The organism is Niabella insulisoli, from assembly GCF_039652435.2.
Classification (GTDB): domain Bacteria; phylum Bacteroidota; class Bacteroidia; order Chitinophagales; family Chitinophagaceae; genus Niabella; species Niabella insulamsoli.
Genome location: NZ_CP190246.1, coordinates 4,277,459 through 4,294,952 on the forward strand (window position 1 = coordinate 4,277,459; position 17,494 = coordinate 4,294,952).

Genomic DNA, 17,494 nt, shown 5'->3' on the forward strand with positions numbered 1-17,494 from the left:
CTATTACAGTTTATGGAAACCAACACGTCAAATTCTTACAGTTCATAAAGCACATTTTGCAAATTGAAATAGTTCACTCATTTGAAGAAACGGTTACACAAGCTTTTGATGAATTTATCAAACAACACAACAATCTTTCAAACAATCAAATTGAGTTTATGACTGTCTTGAAAAAATATCTGATTGACAAAGGCAAGATTGAAAAGAAAGACTTGATAAATCCACCTTTTACACAATTGCATCCGCAGGGTATTTTAGGCGTGTTTTCACCAAAAGAAATTGAAGAAATAATCACAGTTATTCAAAGAATAGCTGCATAAAAAACAGAACGAGTATGTTATCAAACGAATTAAAATCGAAAATCAATAAGCTTTGGGATAAGTTCTGGAGCAGAGGAATCACCAACCCAATTACCGCTATAGAGCAAATTTCTTATTTGCTTTTTATGCGTAGGATTGATGACACAGATTTAGATGCCCAGACAAAAGCGACTTTTGCTGGTGTTGAATATAAGACATTATTTATTCGTCCTAAATTAGACGAAAAAGGAAATCCCGTAATTGACAAAAATAATAATCCTGTTTTTGAAAGTGCAGATGATTGCCGCTGGTCGCAATTTAATAAACTCGATCCCGAAGGAATGCTTGAGAGAGTTTCTAAAATGGCATTCCCATTTATTAAAAATCTGAACGACCCTTTACAACCTTATACAAGGCATATGCAAAATGCCATTTTCATTATTAACAACTCTGCTTTATTAGATGAAGCGGTAAAAGCCATTGATGAAATATTTGAAGATATTAAGAAGCAGCAAAATGAAGGTCAGCAGTTCCAAGATACACAAGGAGACGTTTACGAATATCTAATCAATGAAATTGGTTCATCGGGTAAGAACGGACAGTTTAGAACACCAAGACACTTGATTCAATTTATATGTGAACTAATTGACCCCGATTGGACTGACAAAATTTGCGACCCTGCTTGCGGAACTGGTGGCTTTTTGGTAGGTGCATATCAACACATTCTCACAAAATATACAAGCCCCGAAGAAATTACAGAAGATGAAAACGGTTTGAAGCGTTTCAAAAAATATGGCGGTGATAAAATCATTAAGCAAGAAGTTTGGGACTATCTAAATGAAAATACATTTTTTGGTTTTGATGTTGACCAAACAATGGTTCGAATTGGTTTAATGAACCTAATGCTCCACGGGATTAAAATTCCCCAGATTGAAAACACTGACACACTTTCTAAAAAATACGATCAAACCTATAAGGATGGAGAGTATTCTGTAATAATGGCAAACCCACCATTTACAGGAAGAATTGATAAAGGTGGAATGAGTGATCATCTAAAAATAGATGGCACACAAAGCGAACTCTTATTTTTAGTCCGCATTTCAAAAATGCTTAGAAGTGGTGGCAGAGCAGCGGTCATCATTCCTGAAGGTGTTCTTTTTGGAAGCAGCAAAAACCAAAAGAGAACGAGAGAAATCCTATTAAAGGACAACCAATTAGAAGCGGTTATTTCCTTGCCAGCAGGGGCATTCAAGCCATACACAGGTGTAAAAACGGCTATTTTGCTTTTCACCAAAGCAGAGGAAAACAGTCAAACTTGGCATACAGAGAAAGTATGGTTTTATGAATTGAAAAATGACGGATACAGCCTTGATGACAACAGAAAGAAATTGGCAGAAAATCCTTTACCAATTGCAGTGGACGCATACCAAAACAGAGCAATTGACACACCAATAGAACGAACAAATCATTTCTATGTGCCTATTTCTGAAATACAAGATAATGGATTAGACTTGAGCTATAACCGCTATAAAAAGTTTGAATATGAAGAGCAAACCTATGAACCACCGCAAAAGATATTGGATGCCTTGTTTCAATTAGAATCCGAAATCCAAAAAGATATGCAGGAACTTAAAAACTTGATTGGATAATGGAGAAAGTTTTTCTTAAAACAATCACTAAACAAATCAGGGGTGTTTCTTACAAACCTGAAGATATTAGCAAAGAAAACGCAGATGGTTTTATTCCTTTGTTAAGAGCAGGGAATATTGGCACATCAAACATTTCAAATCTAGATGACTTAGTCTATGTATCTGAAAAGAATGTTTCTAATCAACAGTATTTGCAATCTGGAGATATTCTAATTGCGGCATCAAGTGGCAGCATTGATATAGTTGGCAAATCTGTTTACATCGAAAAGAATCAAGGTTACACATTTGGTGCTTTCTGTAAAGTCATAAGACCAAACAGTGAGTTAGTCAATCCAAAGTATGTCAGTTTTTATTTTAAGACAGATTACTACAGAAAAACGATAAGCAACCTAGCTCAAGGTGCCAATATCAATAATCTTAAGAATGAGCATATAGATAATCTTGAAATCCCTCTTCCCGACCTCGAAACCCAAAACAAGATTGTAGCTATACTAGACAAGGCAAAAGCCATTTTGGATAAAAGGGAAGAAACGATAAAGAAATATGATGAATTGTTGAGAGCTACGTTTTTGGAGATGTTTGGAGATCCAGTTAAGAATGAAAAGGGTTGGGAAAAAGGAATTATAAGAAATGTTGTCGATGAAGTAAAATATGGAACCAGTAAGCCAGCAGAAGAAAATGGTAACTTTCCATACTTGAGAATGAACAATATTACTTATGAAGGTTATATGGATTACAGCAACCTTAAATACATCAATATCGAAGAAAAAGAAAGGGAAAAATATATCGTTCAAAAGGATGATTTACTTTTTAACAGAACCAACTCAAAGGAGTTAGTTGGTAAAACTGGAATTTTTGATAGTGAGAATGAGATGGTAATCGCTGGTTATTTAATTCGAGTAAGATCTAACAAGCTGGCTAACACTCACTATTTATGGGGTTATTTAAACTCAAAACACGGAAAACAAACGCTTTTTTCAATGTGTAAAAATATTGTTGGTATGGCAAACATAAACGCACAAGAATTTCAAAACATTGAAATTTTAAAACCACCTATTGAACTTCAAAATCGTTTCAAATCAATTTACTTAAAAATTGCTCAGACTTTAACTACTTTAAGAAAATCTAAAGAGCATATAGAGAGCTTAGCTGGTGGTTTAAGTCAACAAGCATTTAAAGGCGAATTAGATTTTAATACTGCGGTTGATTTGGAAGTATTGCTTGAAAATGATTTTCAATTCTTCCAGGAGAATAGTAATTCAGGTTCAATAAGATTGTTCCTTGAAAGATTAAATACTGACGAACTAAACGAAAATAGGTTTTACGAACAGCAAACCTATGACAAGGCAAAAAGCTTTGTGTTTGAGCTAATCAAGGAAGGCAAAGTGAAACAAGTATTTGATGAGAAAACAAAAAAAGTAACTCTCACTGTTTAATGAAATTATTGAGTCTAAAAATAGAAAATGAATATGGTTTCAGAAGCTTGCAAAATGGTTTTGAAATTAACTTCCATACTTTGGCAGACACCAAAGCAATGGAACAATTTCGGCCTTTCTGTTTCGCAGGCTTAAACGGAAGCGGCAAGAGCAACGTATTAGAAGCATTAGCCAATATTTTTTATCATCTAGAAGTTTGTGTGGCTCGCTATCTGCCTGAAAGCATCAAAGACCAAAATAACTTTAAACGCAATGAATGCACACCTGATGCCTTTACATTAGAATATCTAATTGGTCAACACAATAGAACGGCTTATGCACTTTACTTTTTTGACAAAGTGACTATAAAAAAGGAGGAAGGCAAAGAGCCAAAAATGTTCATTCAGTCGTTTCCCTTTGATGAAAGCACGGAGAAAAGAGAAGTTTCTCTAGTTCCACCAAAGGCAAGAGATAGTGCAGCAGAAGGCAAAGTTTATTTACCTGCTCATATTATTGGCTATTCCTCAGGAGAAAACGAAATTTTGAGTTTGCCATTCATTAAAAGTCGCTTAATACATTTGGACGAATACCGACAGGCTGCACGAGACAATTACAGCAGTTTTGAAGAATCGGAGAACAGTTTGATATACATTGATAACAATATGAGCCAAGCAGTGCTTTTATGTTGTTTGCTGTTTGAAAATGATGAAACGCTGGCTCCACTCAGAAACATTGACAATACAGGCATTTTGGGTCTGCGAAGTTTCAGGATGAATATTCATCTACACAACCTTGAATTTCCTGACGAAAAGAAAAGCATCCCTATACTTTGGTTGATAGAACAGAATCAACTTGCCAATCTGAAAAACTGTTCTACTTCCTGGCATTTAGACCAAAAGACACAGACACTTTGGTTAGACTTTTTTGTAAATGAAGCAACTAAAGCAGCTTTCAAAGAACATTTCCGTTCGGGTTTAGAATGCTTTCATTTTTTCAGGCTTTTATATGAGCTAAATAATCACTTTGTTGATGAAATTACCAAAGAAGATGTTTATCGTTCTAAAGGTGTTTACACTGATGGAAAGCTTCCGGTTGGCAATCCAAGACAAGATGTTTTTCATTTTTTGGATTTCTACATCACTAAGAAAATTAAAGGAACTGGCGTAGAAAAAGATTTGCTTTTAAGAAGCTTTTCAGACGGTGAGCATCAGTTTATTCATACAATGGGAATTTGTTTGTTGCTAAAAGACAGACGTTCACTTCTTTTATTAGACGAACCCGAGACACATTTCAATCCGAGTTGGAGAGCTAAGTTTATTAAAATTCTAAACGACAGCATCACAGCAGGAAATCCAAAGGATTTACCAAATGGCAACTTCAATGTTCACTTGTTAAAAGACGTTTTACTTACTTCTCACTCTCCTTTTATCATTTCGGATTGTTTACCTGATAATGTGGTTCTTTTTGAGAAAGATAGCAAAGGCGATACAACGGCTAAGAAAGCAAGTGAATTGGGAATTGACACTTATGGAACTTCTGTAAATATATTGACGCATAAAGTATTTAAAAGCAAGAACACCATTGGCGACTTTGCTTTGAAACGATTAAGCGAGTTGAAAGAGGAAAATAAACATAATGAACAAGTATTCATAGAAAAAGTAAATGCTGAGTTCGGCGACTCGATTGAAAAATTATTGGCAATTAAAGAAGTAAGTGAGAATAAATAATTATGCTACAGCCATACGAATTCAAATTTTCAAAATTACATAAGGTAAATTCATTCGTAAATTACATAATGCTTGAAGTGATTTTAAAAGCTAAGAAATTCAAACAGAAAAGCATTTCCCAAAATATGGTGTTGCCCAAATATTGGAATTTGATAGCTGGCACTAATAAAAAGCATTTGCATACGCCATTAAATAAAATTTTTAAGATTTGTAAAACTCTAGATAAAAGTAATATTAGATTACTAAAAAAGGCAGTACACAACAATGGACAAATAGAGAAACTCTGTGATGGCATCTTGCAACCAATACGCTATAAAGAAATTGAAGCAATAAACAAAGAGCTGGCAAAAGAAATTCGAATTTTCTGTGACTCACTTTATGTGGATTGTTTAAAAATTGCTTGTTTCTATAATCAATACGAGCAGATAAATAATTATTACAAAAATTTCATAGGGAGAAAAACCACTTGCAGATGTTGTGGTGTAGGAATGATTTTAAATCAATTTCATAAGCATCGCAGTGCATTAGATCACTATCTACCTAAAAGTGTATATCCTTTTGTTGGCGTTAATTTTAAAAATCTTATTCCAATTTGTGATACGTGTAACGAAAAATATAAGCTAGATAAAGATACACTATTAGAAATAGTAGATAAAGGAAAGAAGAATGAAAATAAGATTCCGAGAGTAGCTTTTTATCCATTTAGCAAATTCAAGTATGATATAGACATTAAGATCAAATTATTGAAACCATACTGCAAAACGCTAACGGATGCAGATATTGATATACAGCTTTCAAACACTGCAAATCAATTCAAAGTTGATAATTGGGAAAGGATATTTGGAGTTAAAGATAATTACAAAGCATTATGTTGTTCTGAGGAAATGACCGTTTACTATGAAGAGTACTTTTCAAATAGTTTAATAAACAGAGGTATATCACTTAAAGAACATTTAGAAGATCTAGGAAGGAATAAATACTATGAGAAAAATTTTTTAAAAATTCCTTTTCTGGAAGCTGTTAATACATAAGATTATGAAAACAGAAATCGATACAAGCCAACGCACAAGTGTAAGGACATTTGCAAGCTGCACAAGTCCAAGCACAGACCAAAGCTTGCAAAAGAGTTTCCACCCTTCCACGTTGAGAAAAATGAATTAAAAACAAATTCCCCAAAAATTAAGAACCCTCAGGCGCTTCGGTTAACATGATAGGTAATTATGCTTGGCAGTAGTTCTAAACTTTGGATTATAATTAAATTGAACATTTCGTATTTTAAAAGATAAAAAACTTTCTATTAAAATCAAATGGATGAACAAGTCAAAAATTTTCTTTATAACCTTTTTGTTTCTAATTTTCTATACTAGAGCTGTATGTCAGATTGAAAAATATGTTATTGATAACACCCAAGAAATCAAAAGCTCTGATATAAATGATACGTCATTTGCGGATTTACAGCAGTTGGGACAAGCCATAGATGACAAGAGAATAGTAATGCTTGGGGAATTTCACCACGGTGATGGAGAAACATTTAAGCTGAAGTCGCGTATTGTCAGGTTTTTACATGAAAGAAAAGGCTTTGATGTTATTGTATTTGAAAGCGATTTTTTTACTTTAAATGAAACTTTTAATCTTTTTAAAAAAGGTGACATTTCCTATGATAGCCTCGTTTTTCTTTCAATTTATCCAGTTTGGACCCAATGCCTACAAACTCATACGCTTTTTCGATATCTTGCTGAAACGTCGCTAGGTTTGCACGGGAATGAAATTATACTAAGCGGAATGGATAATCGACTTTACAGTGCATATAGTTTGAAAAACATTGCCTCAAAAATAGATTCTTTTCTTAGACTAATGCAAGTCTCATTTGTCAATACTCCTGAATACGACTTTTTTAGATCAAAGATAACCTACGCATGGAAAGGAGATGATCCAAACCTGTTAGACAGCCTTATAAAAATACTACCTAAAATTATAGACCAAGTCAATTCAAGAAAATCATTAGCCTTCATTTGTAAAACCGATATTGATTTTTATATTCATGTTTTTAATGGATTACTATACAATTATAAACGCTTACTATATTATCATAGCGATGATTTTAAATTGCATAAAAAGGAATATCCGTTAAATGACTTTCAAATGGCGGAAAATTTAAAATGGTTGGCTAATAATAAATATGCAAATAAAAAAATTATCGTTTGGGCGCATAACGGGCATATAGAGCCACAATTAGAAGACTCATCCTATATGGACCACAAAAGTATGGGCTATTATTTATCTAAAGATACCCTTCTCTTCAAGCAAACGTATACATTAGGAGTTACCTGTTTCGAAGGGTCAGCCAAACTCTTTGGTAGAAAGTTAGAGAAATCAACCAAAATCAAGAAAAATAGTATTGAATCATGGATGCATACTAAAAACTTTGACTTCGGATTTGTAAATTTAAAAAACCTTGAATTTCCTCAAATCAAGCCATTTTATATGAGAACTTATATCCATTCTGATTATGAACAAGACTGGACAAAGATATATGACGGTGTTCTATATATAAAAAGAGCTAAGCCTTGCATTTCAAAAAGTATAATTACAAAATAGTGATCAGTAATGGATCTAACACTAGTAACTAATATAATCCCATTTTTTGTATGAAAATCAAAAAGTCTCTATAAGCATTAAATTCAACGACTAAGGCACTTAATAAATAAAACGCATATCAAGGGCCAGTTTTGAGCGTAATCGAAAAATCGTATTTACCGCAATTTGATTGGGAGGACTTGCGACTCTGCACAACTTAAATATATCTATAATAATGAACTTAAGCATATATCAAAGATCATAATTGTGTCAAGTTAAACTAAAAATATAATATTTAAATTTTGAATAGGAAAGACCAACTTCTTCCTAGTTAGCAAAAATCTGTTAGCGCTTTCATTCTCTCCTTTTTTAATTCAATATTAAAGCCGGATAAATAATTTTGAGTGACCTTTATATCCGAATGACCTAAACTGTGCGATATAAACTCAACGCTTGCTCCACTTCTTAACAAAATAGTAGAAAAAGAATGTCTGGCTACATATGTTGTCAATGGAGTACTAATGCCTAATTTATTGCCGATTTTTTTCATCCACTCATTTGTAACTCTTGTAAATTGTTTAATTTTTGCGTTGGCAGCAAAAGGATCGTCCTCCTCCGAGATAATATTGAAAATGTACGAAGTGGATTTGTCAGACCATTTGTGAATGATACTATTGATCATTTCATTGCGTACTATTTCAATTGGTACAGCATTTTGGCGATTGGTAAGCAAAGTTTTCTGCCGGTAAAATAAAATAGAGTCGGTGTACATTTCATCCCATTTTAAACGTGCAATATCAGCCATGTTAATACCATTAGCTAAATAAGTCAGTTTCCAGAAATCTATTGAACGACGCTCGTAGTAATTATTTTCACTTGGCTTATACTCGAATATTTTTTTCAACTCTTGAATATTCAAACTTCTTTTTGCTTTTCTACCGGCTGGTATAAGATATTTATTTCTACCAAATGGATAGTCCGAAACGTTGAAATATTTATGTGCGATAGCTTTATTTATAATAATACGAAGTACTCTGGCATATATACCGACAGTCGTTAAACTATTCCCTTTCGTCAGCATCCAATTTTCAAAAGACCTTAGAAAACTCACGTTTACTGACGACAGCAGTGCCTTAGGCTGAAATTTATAAAAGGCGATCATTGCGGTTTTATAAGCATTCGCACTTCCTGCCCGACCTTGTCCTGCAACGTCTTGTATTAACTTCTCAAAACTTGATTTGAGTGATTCATATTGGATGGGTTTTTCAAAAAAAATATCCTGAAATGCAGAAAAATTAAATGGAGATAACTTGTTGGCTAATTCGGAAGCCCTATTTTCTATTTCTGCTATATCATTTCTTATTTTGCGTAGACGACCTTTGGAATTTTCAGAATTAATTTTGTCCCACTGCTGTAAGTTAATGGAATGCCCAGTTCCAAAGTATCTCCGTTGGCCTTTAAATGTAATTCTTAGTTTTAGTGGATATTTTTTATCATTGGTAGCCCTCCTAAGGTCAGGAATCACTATACAAGTAATCGTTGATTTTTTCATAGTTCTAAATTTGATACATAATTTGATACATAAATAGGGATATCTAAGAAAAAAGATAATGTATCAAATATAAAAACTAATGCTGCGCAACCCAACAGCGTAAAGGCTTTCAGCGAGTAACTACAACTTAGTAACCCTAACAACAAACAACCTTTTTGAAACTCATAATCAGGTGGTCCCTGGTTCGAGCCCAGGTGGGACCACAACACAAGGCTCTATATGATTGATTTTTAATTGATTATATGGAGCTTTTTTTATTGGGGTAAACATAGGGACGCCAATTGCTTGCATCTTTTTCAACATAAATATTCGAGGGCATTAAAGCCGAGGGCTTCAACACCAATCAAAAGCTAACCCTCTCTCTGACATCGCCATTTTAATTTTACTCAAACAAAAGGATAATTAATTGAGCGCTCCACGCTCTGCCGAGTTTAAACTGCGCATTCGATTGCACGGCAAAAAACAAAAATTATATTAAAAGCTTTTCTACCTTAGGTGGTCCTAACGAATTGATATTATCAAACAATTAACCAAGCCTTATTATATAGTTATCATTTATTTTGCCTGAGAATATCCCATATCTTGTACAGCAGATCGCTTATACACGCGACGAACAGGCGTATAAAACCCTGTTTCTACACTTCCATCCCGGGCTATTCAGATTCTGCCTCAACTTTGTAAAAAATTTTGAAGTAGCAGAAGAGATTGTGTCGGATACTTTTCTAAAAATATGGATCATGGAATCCCGCTTAGGCTACGTTGATGACATCCAGGCCTATCTTTTCAAAACCGCCAGGAACGCGTCAATAACTTGGTTATCAAAGCAAAAAACCAAGGTTGTTGACATCGATGACCTGGACCAAAAAACAGGAATTACACCGGAAACGCTTTATATAAACACCGAAACAGGCTGGGAAATTGAAAAAGCTATTTCATCGCTTCCGCAACAATGCCAACTCGTTTTCCGGCTGGCCAAACAAGAGGGCTTTTCATATAAACAAATTACAGCAGTACTTGATATTTCTCAAAATACCATTGAAGCACATATGAGGACAGCCTTAAAACGCATCAGGGTGCAGCTACAGGAATATCTTACGGGGAAAAAATAATTGGTCTTGCTCTAACGGTAAATTCTTTTTTTCAAGTCTATATAAATATATGGGCAACGATTTTGAAAAAAGAATATACGACCTGATTGCTTTAAAAATCTCTCGTCGGGCATCTGCCGAAGATTTAAAGGAGTTGGAATTTCTTTTGGCCCAATATCCAGCGTACCGGTTTTTAAATGATGAACTAAGCAAGCCTTCTTATAATACCGAGAAAGCGCAGGCTCACGCGCAAGAGGCTTATTTGGCACACTATTATAGTAAAATTTACCTTGCTTCCAATCAGGAAAAAGAGCTGCATAAAGAAGTGCCAGTCACCAGCCCTTCTTTACAAATATCTCGCTTCCCTTTCAAATACTTGTTGGGCGCGGCGATGCTGACCTTCATTGTCGCCATTGCCGTTGTTGTTTATAATAAACAGCGCCCCGAAGCAATGGGGAAAAACTTCAATGAAATGATCACCCAAAAAGGGTCAAAATCTAAACTGATTCTCCCAGACGGAACCACAGTTATATTAAATGCGGACAGCAAAATATCTTATAGCAAAAATTTTAATAAACCCTCGAGAAACGTTCGGCTGACCGGTGAGGCCTATTTTGATGTTGCACATAATGCCGGCAGGCCCTTTATTGTGCACACTTCTAAAGCGGATATCAAAGTTTTAGGTACGCGGTTTAACGTGCGCGATTACCCTGGAGAAGAAAGACTTGAAACATCGTTGATAAAAGGCAAAGTAGAGGTTTCGGTAGAAGGCAGTAAAACGTTTACCCTAAAGCCCTCCGACAAGCTGATCATCGACAAATCATTAATGGAGAGCGCCGAGACAAAAGACAAAGCTTTTCAACTCGCGCCTGTTACGCAGATAGATTCCCTTGTCGCCGAGACCTCCTGGATCTCAAACAAAATGGTTTATTCGAACAAGGCCTTCTCCGAAATTATCAAAGACCTGGAACGGCAGTTCGACGTGACCATCCGGATGAACAACCCGGCCGTCGAGAAATATAGATATACCGGAAGTTTCGAAGAAAATAATATCGAAGATATTCTTCAAATATTGCAGATTATAAAGCCATTTCAATACAAAGCTGAAGGAAAAACGATTACTATTTATTAAAACCAAAAAAACTTGCCCATGATGAAACAGTAATGAATAAAAAATGAAAATGGAGAATGCGGCAAACATTCTCCAAAAGAAAGTTTTCACACTAATTGTCAAATGTTAAAAACTTAAAAACAAAGTTATGGAAAAATCAACTCGCTCCTTTCCGCGGGGAGGGTTATGCCTTATCAGAAAGGCGCTCTTAATTATGAAATTATCTCTCTTCTTTTTACTGATTGCTTTGCAGGTTTCCGCAGTCAACCACGCGCAGGAAACGATCAATATGAAAGCCGAAAGCATTCGGCTGGAGGATGTTTTTAAAACAATTGAAAAGCAAACCAGTTATCGCTTCTATTACAGCGAAGATGATTTTAGCATCTACGCACCGATTTTTATCAATGCAGAAAAAGCAGGTGTCCGCGACGTGTTAAAAAAAGCGCTACGGGACACGGACATCAAATGGAAGATCATTAACAAGACAAAGGTCGTTCTTTATAAAAGTCGCGAAGAGCTGCTCGAGCACATTATGATGACCGTTAACGGCACGGTTGTGGGTGAATCGGGGCAACCCATTCAGGGCGCGTCGGTGGTCGTTAAGGGAAGCACCACGGGGACAACCACTGACGCAAAGGGCGCCTTTTCGCTGGAAGTCGCTGACGGCGCAGTGTTATTAGTTTCTGCAATCGGTTTTATAGAGCAGGAAGTAATGGTAGATTCGGAGACGATCAACATTATATTAAAAACCACGGAAACCAAAATGGATGAAGTGGTGGTCGTTGCCTATGGAACACAAAAACGTGTTAACCTGTCTGGGTCGGTAAACACACTCAATACCAGCCAGGTGGTAAATCGTCCGGTAACATCGCTGACCAATTCTCTACAGGGTTTGATTCCCGGAATGGTCGTCTTGTCCCGCCCCGGTGATGTGGGTAGCGATATCGGTTCTATTAACGTAAGAGGTAGGGGTAATCTTGGATCTTCGGGGCCCTTATACATTGTGGACGGGGTGCCGGTAACCGCTGGTGATTTTGCCCGAATTAACCCAGCAGATGTTGAAAGCATGTCTGTTCTAAAAGACGCAGCAGCCGCTTCTCTCTACGGGTCAAGGGCCGCTTATGGCGTCATCCTCGTGACAACTAAAAGAGGAAAGGGAGGAAAAGCCGTAGTTAATTATAACGGCTATTACGGATCGCAAAAAGCAACAGTGCTGCCTCACTGGCTGGGTTCTTACGATTACGCTATTCTCAGCAATGAAGCGGCGGTAAATGCCGGCGGAACAGCGCCCTTTTCTACGGCACAATTGGAGAAAATACAAAACCAGTCAAGCCCGGATAGTTTTCCAAATACCGATTGGTATGAGCTTGCACTTAGATCTTCAGCGCCCATTACCGAACACCAGGTTAGTGTAATGGGCGGCGGCACCACGCGTTACTATTTTAGCGGCGCTTTTTTTAAACAGGGATCGCTCATTCCTGATAAGGACCTGAACAGGTTTTCATTCCGCTCGAACGTAGAATCTCAGGTATCTGATAAATTCAAAATAGGTTCTAATCTATCGTATATACGAGATCATATAAACAGCGAAAGTGGCGCATTAAGCTTTGTAAGCCTGAACCGGGTGACGCCGCTTTTGGTAAATAAACAATCAAATGGCGAATGGGGCAGCATCAATGGAGGCGTTATTGACGCGACGCTTGCGGCTGATAACCCTGTAAGAAGATTGCAGGAAGGCGGCCGCAACTCATCGGTAGGGAACAGGTTTATTGGCAACCTGAACGGAACATTTTCTCCCGTAAAGGGACTTGACTTTAACGGCTTATTTTCCTACAACAACTACAACTACATCAGTTCTGCTTTCATCAACCGGATGGACCCCATTATCAATTTTAATACCGGCGCGCCTCTCAATTCTACCGCAGTTACAGTGAATCAGCTGACAGAAAACTGGCAAAACACTGCCAATATATTAGGTCAGTTAACGGGTAGTTATGAAACGAAAATTAATCGGCATGTAGGGCGTTTATTGGTGGGTAGTTCTTATGAAAATAATAACGCACGCACGATACAAGTCATCAGAAAAAACTTTGTGACCAATGAGCTCGATGCTATTGACGCTGGTTCAACTGACCCTGTCAATACGGCAGCCACCGGCGGTATTCAGCAGTACGCGCTCTTCTCTTTGTTTACAAGACTCAATTATTCTTATGATGAAAAATATTTTCTGGAAGCCAATTTTAGGGCAGACGAAGCTTCAAGGTTTGCACCAGGCCATCGCTGGGGGTATTACCCTTCCTTTTCAGGCGCATGGCGTCTTTCAGAAGAAGATTTTCTTAAAAACAGCTCCTGGATATCTGAATTAAAATTAAGAGGATCATGGGGTAAGCTGGGTAATATCAACAATGTAGGCAACTATGATTTCTATGATGGCTTAACATCGGGCACCGTAGGCATTCTGGATCAAAAGCAGCAGGATGGTGTGTCTCCGGGCAAATTGTTTAATCCCGCCCTATCGTGGGAAAAAGTTACAATGACGAATATCGGCGTTGAAGCCGGCTTTATACAAAACAAGCTGACTTTGCAGGCGGACGTATTCAACAAAATAACCGAAGGAATTTTGTTACAAGACGAGTCGGTTCCTGCCGAGGCAGGCCTGTCCAACACGCAGTACCCGTCGAGAAATGTAGGGAAAGTGCAGAACCGCGGTATTGAACTCTCGGTAAATTATAGCGATCAGGTAGGGGAGTTTAAGTATTCAATCGGTGGAAACCTGGCTAAGGTTAAAAACAAAATCATCAGCCTCAGCAATAGCGGCACGGATATGATTACCGGCACTTACTATATTAACCGGGTGGGAGAAGCCGTAGGCTCTTTTTACATGTACGAAGCGGATGGCCTGTTTGTAAGCGACGAGGAAGTGGCGCAACATGCCACCCAGTTCTCAGGCACAAAAGCTGGTGACATTAAATATGTAGATCAGAACGGAGACAATGTGATTAATGGAGATGATCGAATCGTCGCAGGCAATGATGTTCCGTATTTTAATTATGGGTTAAACGCAGCATTGAGTTACAAAGGGTTTGACATGTCGGTTATCGGACAAGGAGTTTCAGGCGTGAAAGTATATCTGGCCAACGAAGCTTCGCAGGCTTTTTTCAACGGCGCAGGTGTAAAGGAATATGTATTAGGCCGCTGGACGGCTGATAACCCGAACCCCAATGCCTCATATCCCCGCGTTTTAAGATCGGCAGCCAACTCACAGAACCTGCAACTTTCCAGCTTCTGGCTTTTCAACGCGGATTACTTCCGTATTAAATCTTTGTCTTTGGGATACACGATTCCAGAGGCCGTACTTGCAAAAGCACATATCAAAGGATTACGCATTTATCTTTCCAGCAATAATCCGTTCACAATAAGAGGCGATAAAAAAATGAGAGATTTTGATCCGGAATCAGCGTCTACCAGGGCGGCCTATCCGCAATTGAAATCTTATTCATTCGGTATCAACTTAACTCTTTAAAAAATTCTTTTATGAAACGTTTTATTCTATATAGTTTCCTTTTTATTTTTCTTTTAAGTTGCTCCCGACAACTGGAGCTAACTCCGCAGGACCAGATTTCAACAGACGGCTTTTGGAAATCTTCCAAGGACGCCCTGTTGGCTCTTAACGCCTGTTACAGCTCGCTTCAATATGGCTACAACTACGCTTACGACGACGGTTCCTCTGACAATGCATACGCTCAATACCCTTGGGAGAGCAACGCCACCTTTATAAGCGCCGGGAATATTGATCCTTCGCGCGACGCCGGTTACAACAGCCGGTATCAGTCGATTAGAACGCTTAATTATTTTCTCGATAACGTAGACAAGGCCCCTCTGGATGATGCAACGAAAAGCAGATATATTGCCGAAGCACGGGCGATAAGAGCTTTTGTTTATTATCAGCTTGCTGCCACTTTTGGCCCCGTTCCTTTATTAAAAAACAGCTATTCGGATCCGCTGGAAGCCGCCGTTGATCCCAATTCGCAGGAGGAGGTCATCAATTTCTCCATCGCGGAACTTCAGGATGTAGCGGATATTTTACCAACCACCTACGCTGGCGGATCGGGAACGGAAACAGGAAGAGTAACCCGTGGCGCCGCCTGGGCCATGCTCACCAGAATACAATTACATTTTCAGAAATGGGGCGATGCTGTAACAAGTGCCCAGAAAGTGATGGGTCTTGGATATGAACTTTTCCGGGTAGGCACGGTGTCCGCCGCGGATATGGCCGATGATTTTTCTACGCTGGTGGACTTTGCCAATGGCGACGATAAGGCACGGTTTTACAAAGGGCTGGCCAGCTATGAACAACAGTTTTGGGCAGCGAATGAGGTCAGCAGCAAAGAAATTATTTTAGCGTCTCAGGCCATAACCAACTCTTCTTATGAATGGGGAAATGGATTAAACACATTGCTCCCTCCTTCGGTCTTGGGTGGCTGGAGCTCTATAACACCTACCCAAAGCCTCGTAAATTCCTATTGGAACCGCAATGGTACACCGTTTACACCGGTTACACCTGCAGTAAGAGCATCCAATTTTAACGATGGTAGCCCCAATGCCGCTTTCTTTTCAGAATTTAAAAACAGGGATACTCGTTTGTACGCCAGCGTACTCTTTCCTTCGGTAACCTGGAAACGCTACTCAGACGGATTTACTTTTTCGTGGAAATCGGGCGTGAACAACAACAATAGCAAGACTGGCTACAATTTCCGAAAACTGGTTGACCCCGCTTATATTGCTACCGATTGGGACGGAGCCCAGGACTTTCCCATCATCCGTTATGCCGAAATACTGCTTGCTTACGCGGAGGCGAAAAATGAAGTAAGCGGGCCAGATGCAAGTGTTTACAGCGCATTAAACGACATACGAGACCGGGCCGGCATGCCTCCTATAAATCAGTCCATCTACAATACCAAAGAAACATTAAGAACATTGATCCGAAACGAACGGAGAATTGAACTTGCCGGAGAAGGACAGCGATTTTTTGACATCCGTCGTTGGGGAGTCGCAGGCGCCGTTATGACGACGATCTTCGACCTTAACAACTCGAGGGTGCAGGAACGTACCTGGGACAACAAATACCTCCTGATGCCTTACCCGCAATCTGCTGTCGACAGAAACCCGAAATTAGCCACAGCTCAGGCATCAAAAGGATACTGATAAATATGGCTTTTCATTTAAAAAGGCTACGCCGTATTAGCGTAGCCTTTTCTTTGTAGCTTTGAATCTGCTTTTTGACGATTTTTTATCCCTAATAAAATCAAAACGAACGCCAATTATAAACACCCCTCACCCTTTCACCAGCTTTTCCTCTTTATACAAAGGCAACACATCGGCAACGTCTTCGGTAAGGCAAAAGGCGATATCGTCGATATAGCCAAACCGGTTTACCAACCGGTGATAATGGGTAAGGTTTTCGGCAAACTTCAACAGGTCGTGCTGGTGTTGGCTATAAAGCTGCTCGACCATAAATGAACTGTCGCAATGAATTGTAAAATGGCTTTTGACCTTGCTGATCACGGCGCCCGCAAACAATGCGTCTTCAATATTAAACCGGTCTTTCCATCCGGCGCAGGCCAGGATCACGTTTTTATTTTGCTTAATCAAATAATTACAAACACAGGAAAGGTTGGGAAAAGATCCCGTCACCACGTCGTCGGCCCCGTTCACCAGCGCCATGTGCAGCAAACGCGTTCCATTCGTGGTGGTCAACACCAGAATCTTATCTTCAATAAAGTCTTTCGTGTATTCCAGCGGCGAATTGCCATGATGCAAGCCTTCCGCCAGCTTGCCGTCGCGCTCCCCGGCCGCGATGCCGCCCACGGCCGCACTGATTTCTACGGCCTTGGGCACCGTATCTACGGGAATAATATATTTTGCGCCGTTGTGTAATGCCGCAGCAATAGTCGATGTAGCCCGGAAAACGTCGATCACCACGACCACACTGTCTTTCACATCATATAAGTGTAACAGCGCCGGCGAAAGCGACGTATATAAAGTGGGGTTTTGAGCCATTCAGAAAATAATTTAA

The 17,494-nt window shown here is 38.6% G+C and carries 12 protein-coding genes; 10 read left to right on the forward strand and 2 right to left on the reverse strand.

What is annotated here, in order from left to right; translation table 11 throughout:
• The first annotated feature begins 2 nt into the window (after positions 1 to 2).
• The 6 genes from ABDK00_RS18240 to ABDK00_RS18265 all read left to right on the forward strand — a co-directional run bounded on the left by ABDK00_RS18240 (position 3) and on the right by ABDK00_RS18265 (position 7,688).
• Entirely contained in the window at positions 3 to 320 is a 318-nt protein-coding gene (locus ABDK00_RS18240; protein ID WP_346238293.1) for a type I restriction-modification enzyme R subunit C-terminal domain-containing protein, read from the forward strand.
• Between the two features lie 14 nt (positions 321 to 334).
• Complete coding sequence (locus tag ABDK00_RS18245) at positions 335 to 1,948, forward strand: class I SAM-dependent DNA methyltransferase (protein WP_346237376.1); 1,614 nt, start codon at positions 335 to 337, stop codon at positions 1,946 to 1,948.
• Positions 1,948 to 3,384: a restriction endonuclease subunit S gene (locus ABDK00_RS18250; protein ID WP_346237377.1), complete on the forward strand. Its 1,437-nt coding sequence runs from the start codon at positions 1,948 to 1,950 to the stop codon at positions 3,382 to 3,384. The genes ABDK00_RS18245 and ABDK00_RS18250 overlap by 1 nt, the downstream gene beginning before the upstream one ends.
• Entirely contained in the window at positions 3,384 to 5,090 is a 1,707-nt protein-coding gene (locus ABDK00_RS18255; RefSeq protein WP_346237378.1) for a restriction system-associated AAA family ATPase, read from the forward strand. Before ABDK00_RS18250 ends, ABDK00_RS18255 begins: the two co-directional genes overlap by 1 nt.
• Before the next feature lie 68 nt (positions 5,091 to 5,158).
• Positions 5,159 to 6,121: a hypothetical protein gene (locus ABDK00_RS18260; protein ID WP_346237379.1), complete on the forward strand. Its 963-nt coding sequence runs from the start codon at positions 5,159 to 5,161 to the stop codon at positions 6,119 to 6,121.
• A gap of 280 nt (positions 6,122 to 6,401) precedes the next feature.
• Entirely contained in the window at positions 6,402 to 7,688 is a 1,287-nt protein-coding gene (locus ABDK00_RS18265) for an erythromycin esterase family protein (protein WP_346237380.1), read from the forward strand.
• Between the two features lie 310 nt (positions 7,689 to 7,998).
• Here ABDK00_RS18265 and ABDK00_RS18270 read toward each other — a convergent pair whose 3' ends face one another.
• On the reverse strand, positions 7,999 to 9,219 hold the full coding sequence (locus tag ABDK00_RS18270) for a tyrosine-type recombinase/integrase (RefSeq protein ID WP_346237381.1): 1,221 nt from the start codon (positions 9,217 to 9,219) through the stop codon (positions 7,999 to 8,001).
• A gap of 560 nt (positions 9,220 to 9,779) precedes the next feature.
• On the opposite strand from ABDK00_RS18270, the gene ABDK00_RS18275 reads away from it, so the two are divergent.
• The 4 genes from ABDK00_RS18275 to ABDK00_RS18290 all read left to right on the forward strand — a co-directional run bounded on the left by ABDK00_RS18275 (position 9,780) and on the right by ABDK00_RS18290 (position 16,623).
• Positions 9,780 to 10,328 carry an RNA polymerase sigma factor gene (locus ABDK00_RS18275; RefSeq protein WP_346237382.1) on the forward strand — a complete coding sequence of 183 codons (549 nt, stop codon included), beginning with the start codon at positions 9,780 to 9,782 and terminating at the stop codon, positions 10,326 to 10,328.
• 49 nt (positions 10,329 to 10,377) lie between these two features.
• The gene (locus ABDK00_RS18280) at positions 10,378 to 11,439 is read left to right on the forward strand and encodes a FecR family protein (RefSeq protein WP_346237383.1); all 1,062 of its coding nucleotides are present in this window, start codon (positions 10,378 to 10,380) and stop codon (positions 11,437 to 11,439) included.
• Positions 11,440 to 11,632: 193 nt separating this feature from the next.
• Positions 11,633 to 14,941 (forward strand): SusC/RagA family TonB-linked outer membrane protein, encoded by a 3,309-nt coding sequence (locus ABDK00_RS18285; protein ID WP_428400355.1) that lies wholly within the window; start codon positions 11,633 to 11,635, stop codon positions 14,939 to 14,941.
• A gap of 11 nt (positions 14,942 to 14,952) precedes the next feature.
• Positions 14,953 to 16,623: a RagB/SusD family nutrient uptake outer membrane protein gene (locus ABDK00_RS18290; RefSeq protein WP_346237385.1), complete on the forward strand. Its 1,671-nt coding sequence runs from the start codon at positions 14,953 to 14,955 to the stop codon at positions 16,621 to 16,623.
• 129 nt (positions 16,624 to 16,752) lie between these two features.
• On the opposite strand, the gene ABDK00_RS18295 is transcribed toward ABDK00_RS18290, so the two are convergent.
• On the reverse strand, positions 16,753 to 17,478 hold the full coding sequence (locus ABDK00_RS18295; protein WP_346237386.1) for a 2-phosphosulfolactate phosphatase: 726 nt from the start codon (positions 17,476 to 17,478) through the stop codon (positions 16,753 to 16,755).
• Positions 17,479 to 17,494 lie beyond the last annotated feature (16 nt).

Excerpts from the sequence above, each read along its gene's own strand:
- ABDK00_RS18245 (WP_346237376.1), top strand. The coding sequence starts at position 335 with ATGTTATCAAACGAATTAAAATCGAAAATCAATAAGCTTTGGGATAAG.
- ABDK00_RS18250 (WP_346237377.1), top strand. The coding sequence starts at position 1,948 with ATGGAGAAAGTTTTTCTTAAAACAATCACTAAACAAATCAGGGGTGTT.
- ABDK00_RS18255 (WP_346237378.1), top strand. The coding sequence starts at position 3,384 with ATGAAATTATTGAGTCTAAAAATAGAAAATGAATATGGTTTCAGAAGC.
- ABDK00_RS18260 (WP_346237379.1), top strand. The coding sequence starts at position 5,159 with ATGCTTGAAGTGATTTTAAAAGCTAAGAAATTCAAACAGAAAAGCATT.
- ABDK00_RS18265 (WP_346237380.1), top strand. The coding sequence starts at position 6,402 with ATGAACAAGTCAAAAATTTTCTTTATAACCTTTTTGTTTCTAATTTTC.
- ABDK00_RS18270 (WP_346237381.1), bottom strand. The coding sequence starts at position 9,219 with ATGAAAAAATCAACGATTACTTGTATAGTGATTCCTGACCTTAGGAGG.
- ABDK00_RS18280 (WP_346237383.1), top strand. The coding sequence starts at position 10,378 with ATGGGCAACGATTTTGAAAAAAGAATATACGACCTGATTGCTTTAAAA.
- ABDK00_RS18285 (WP_428400355.1), top strand. The coding sequence starts at position 11,633 with ATGAAATTATCTCTCTTCTTTTTACTGATTGCTTTGCAGGTTTCCGCA.
- ABDK00_RS18290 (WP_346237385.1), top strand. The coding sequence starts at position 14,953 with ATGAAACGTTTTATTCTATATAGTTTCCTTTTTATTTTTCTTTTAAGT.
- ABDK00_RS18295 (WP_346237386.1), bottom strand. The coding sequence starts at position 17,478 with ATGGCTCAAAACCCCACTTTATATACGTCGCTTTCGCCGGCGCTGTTA.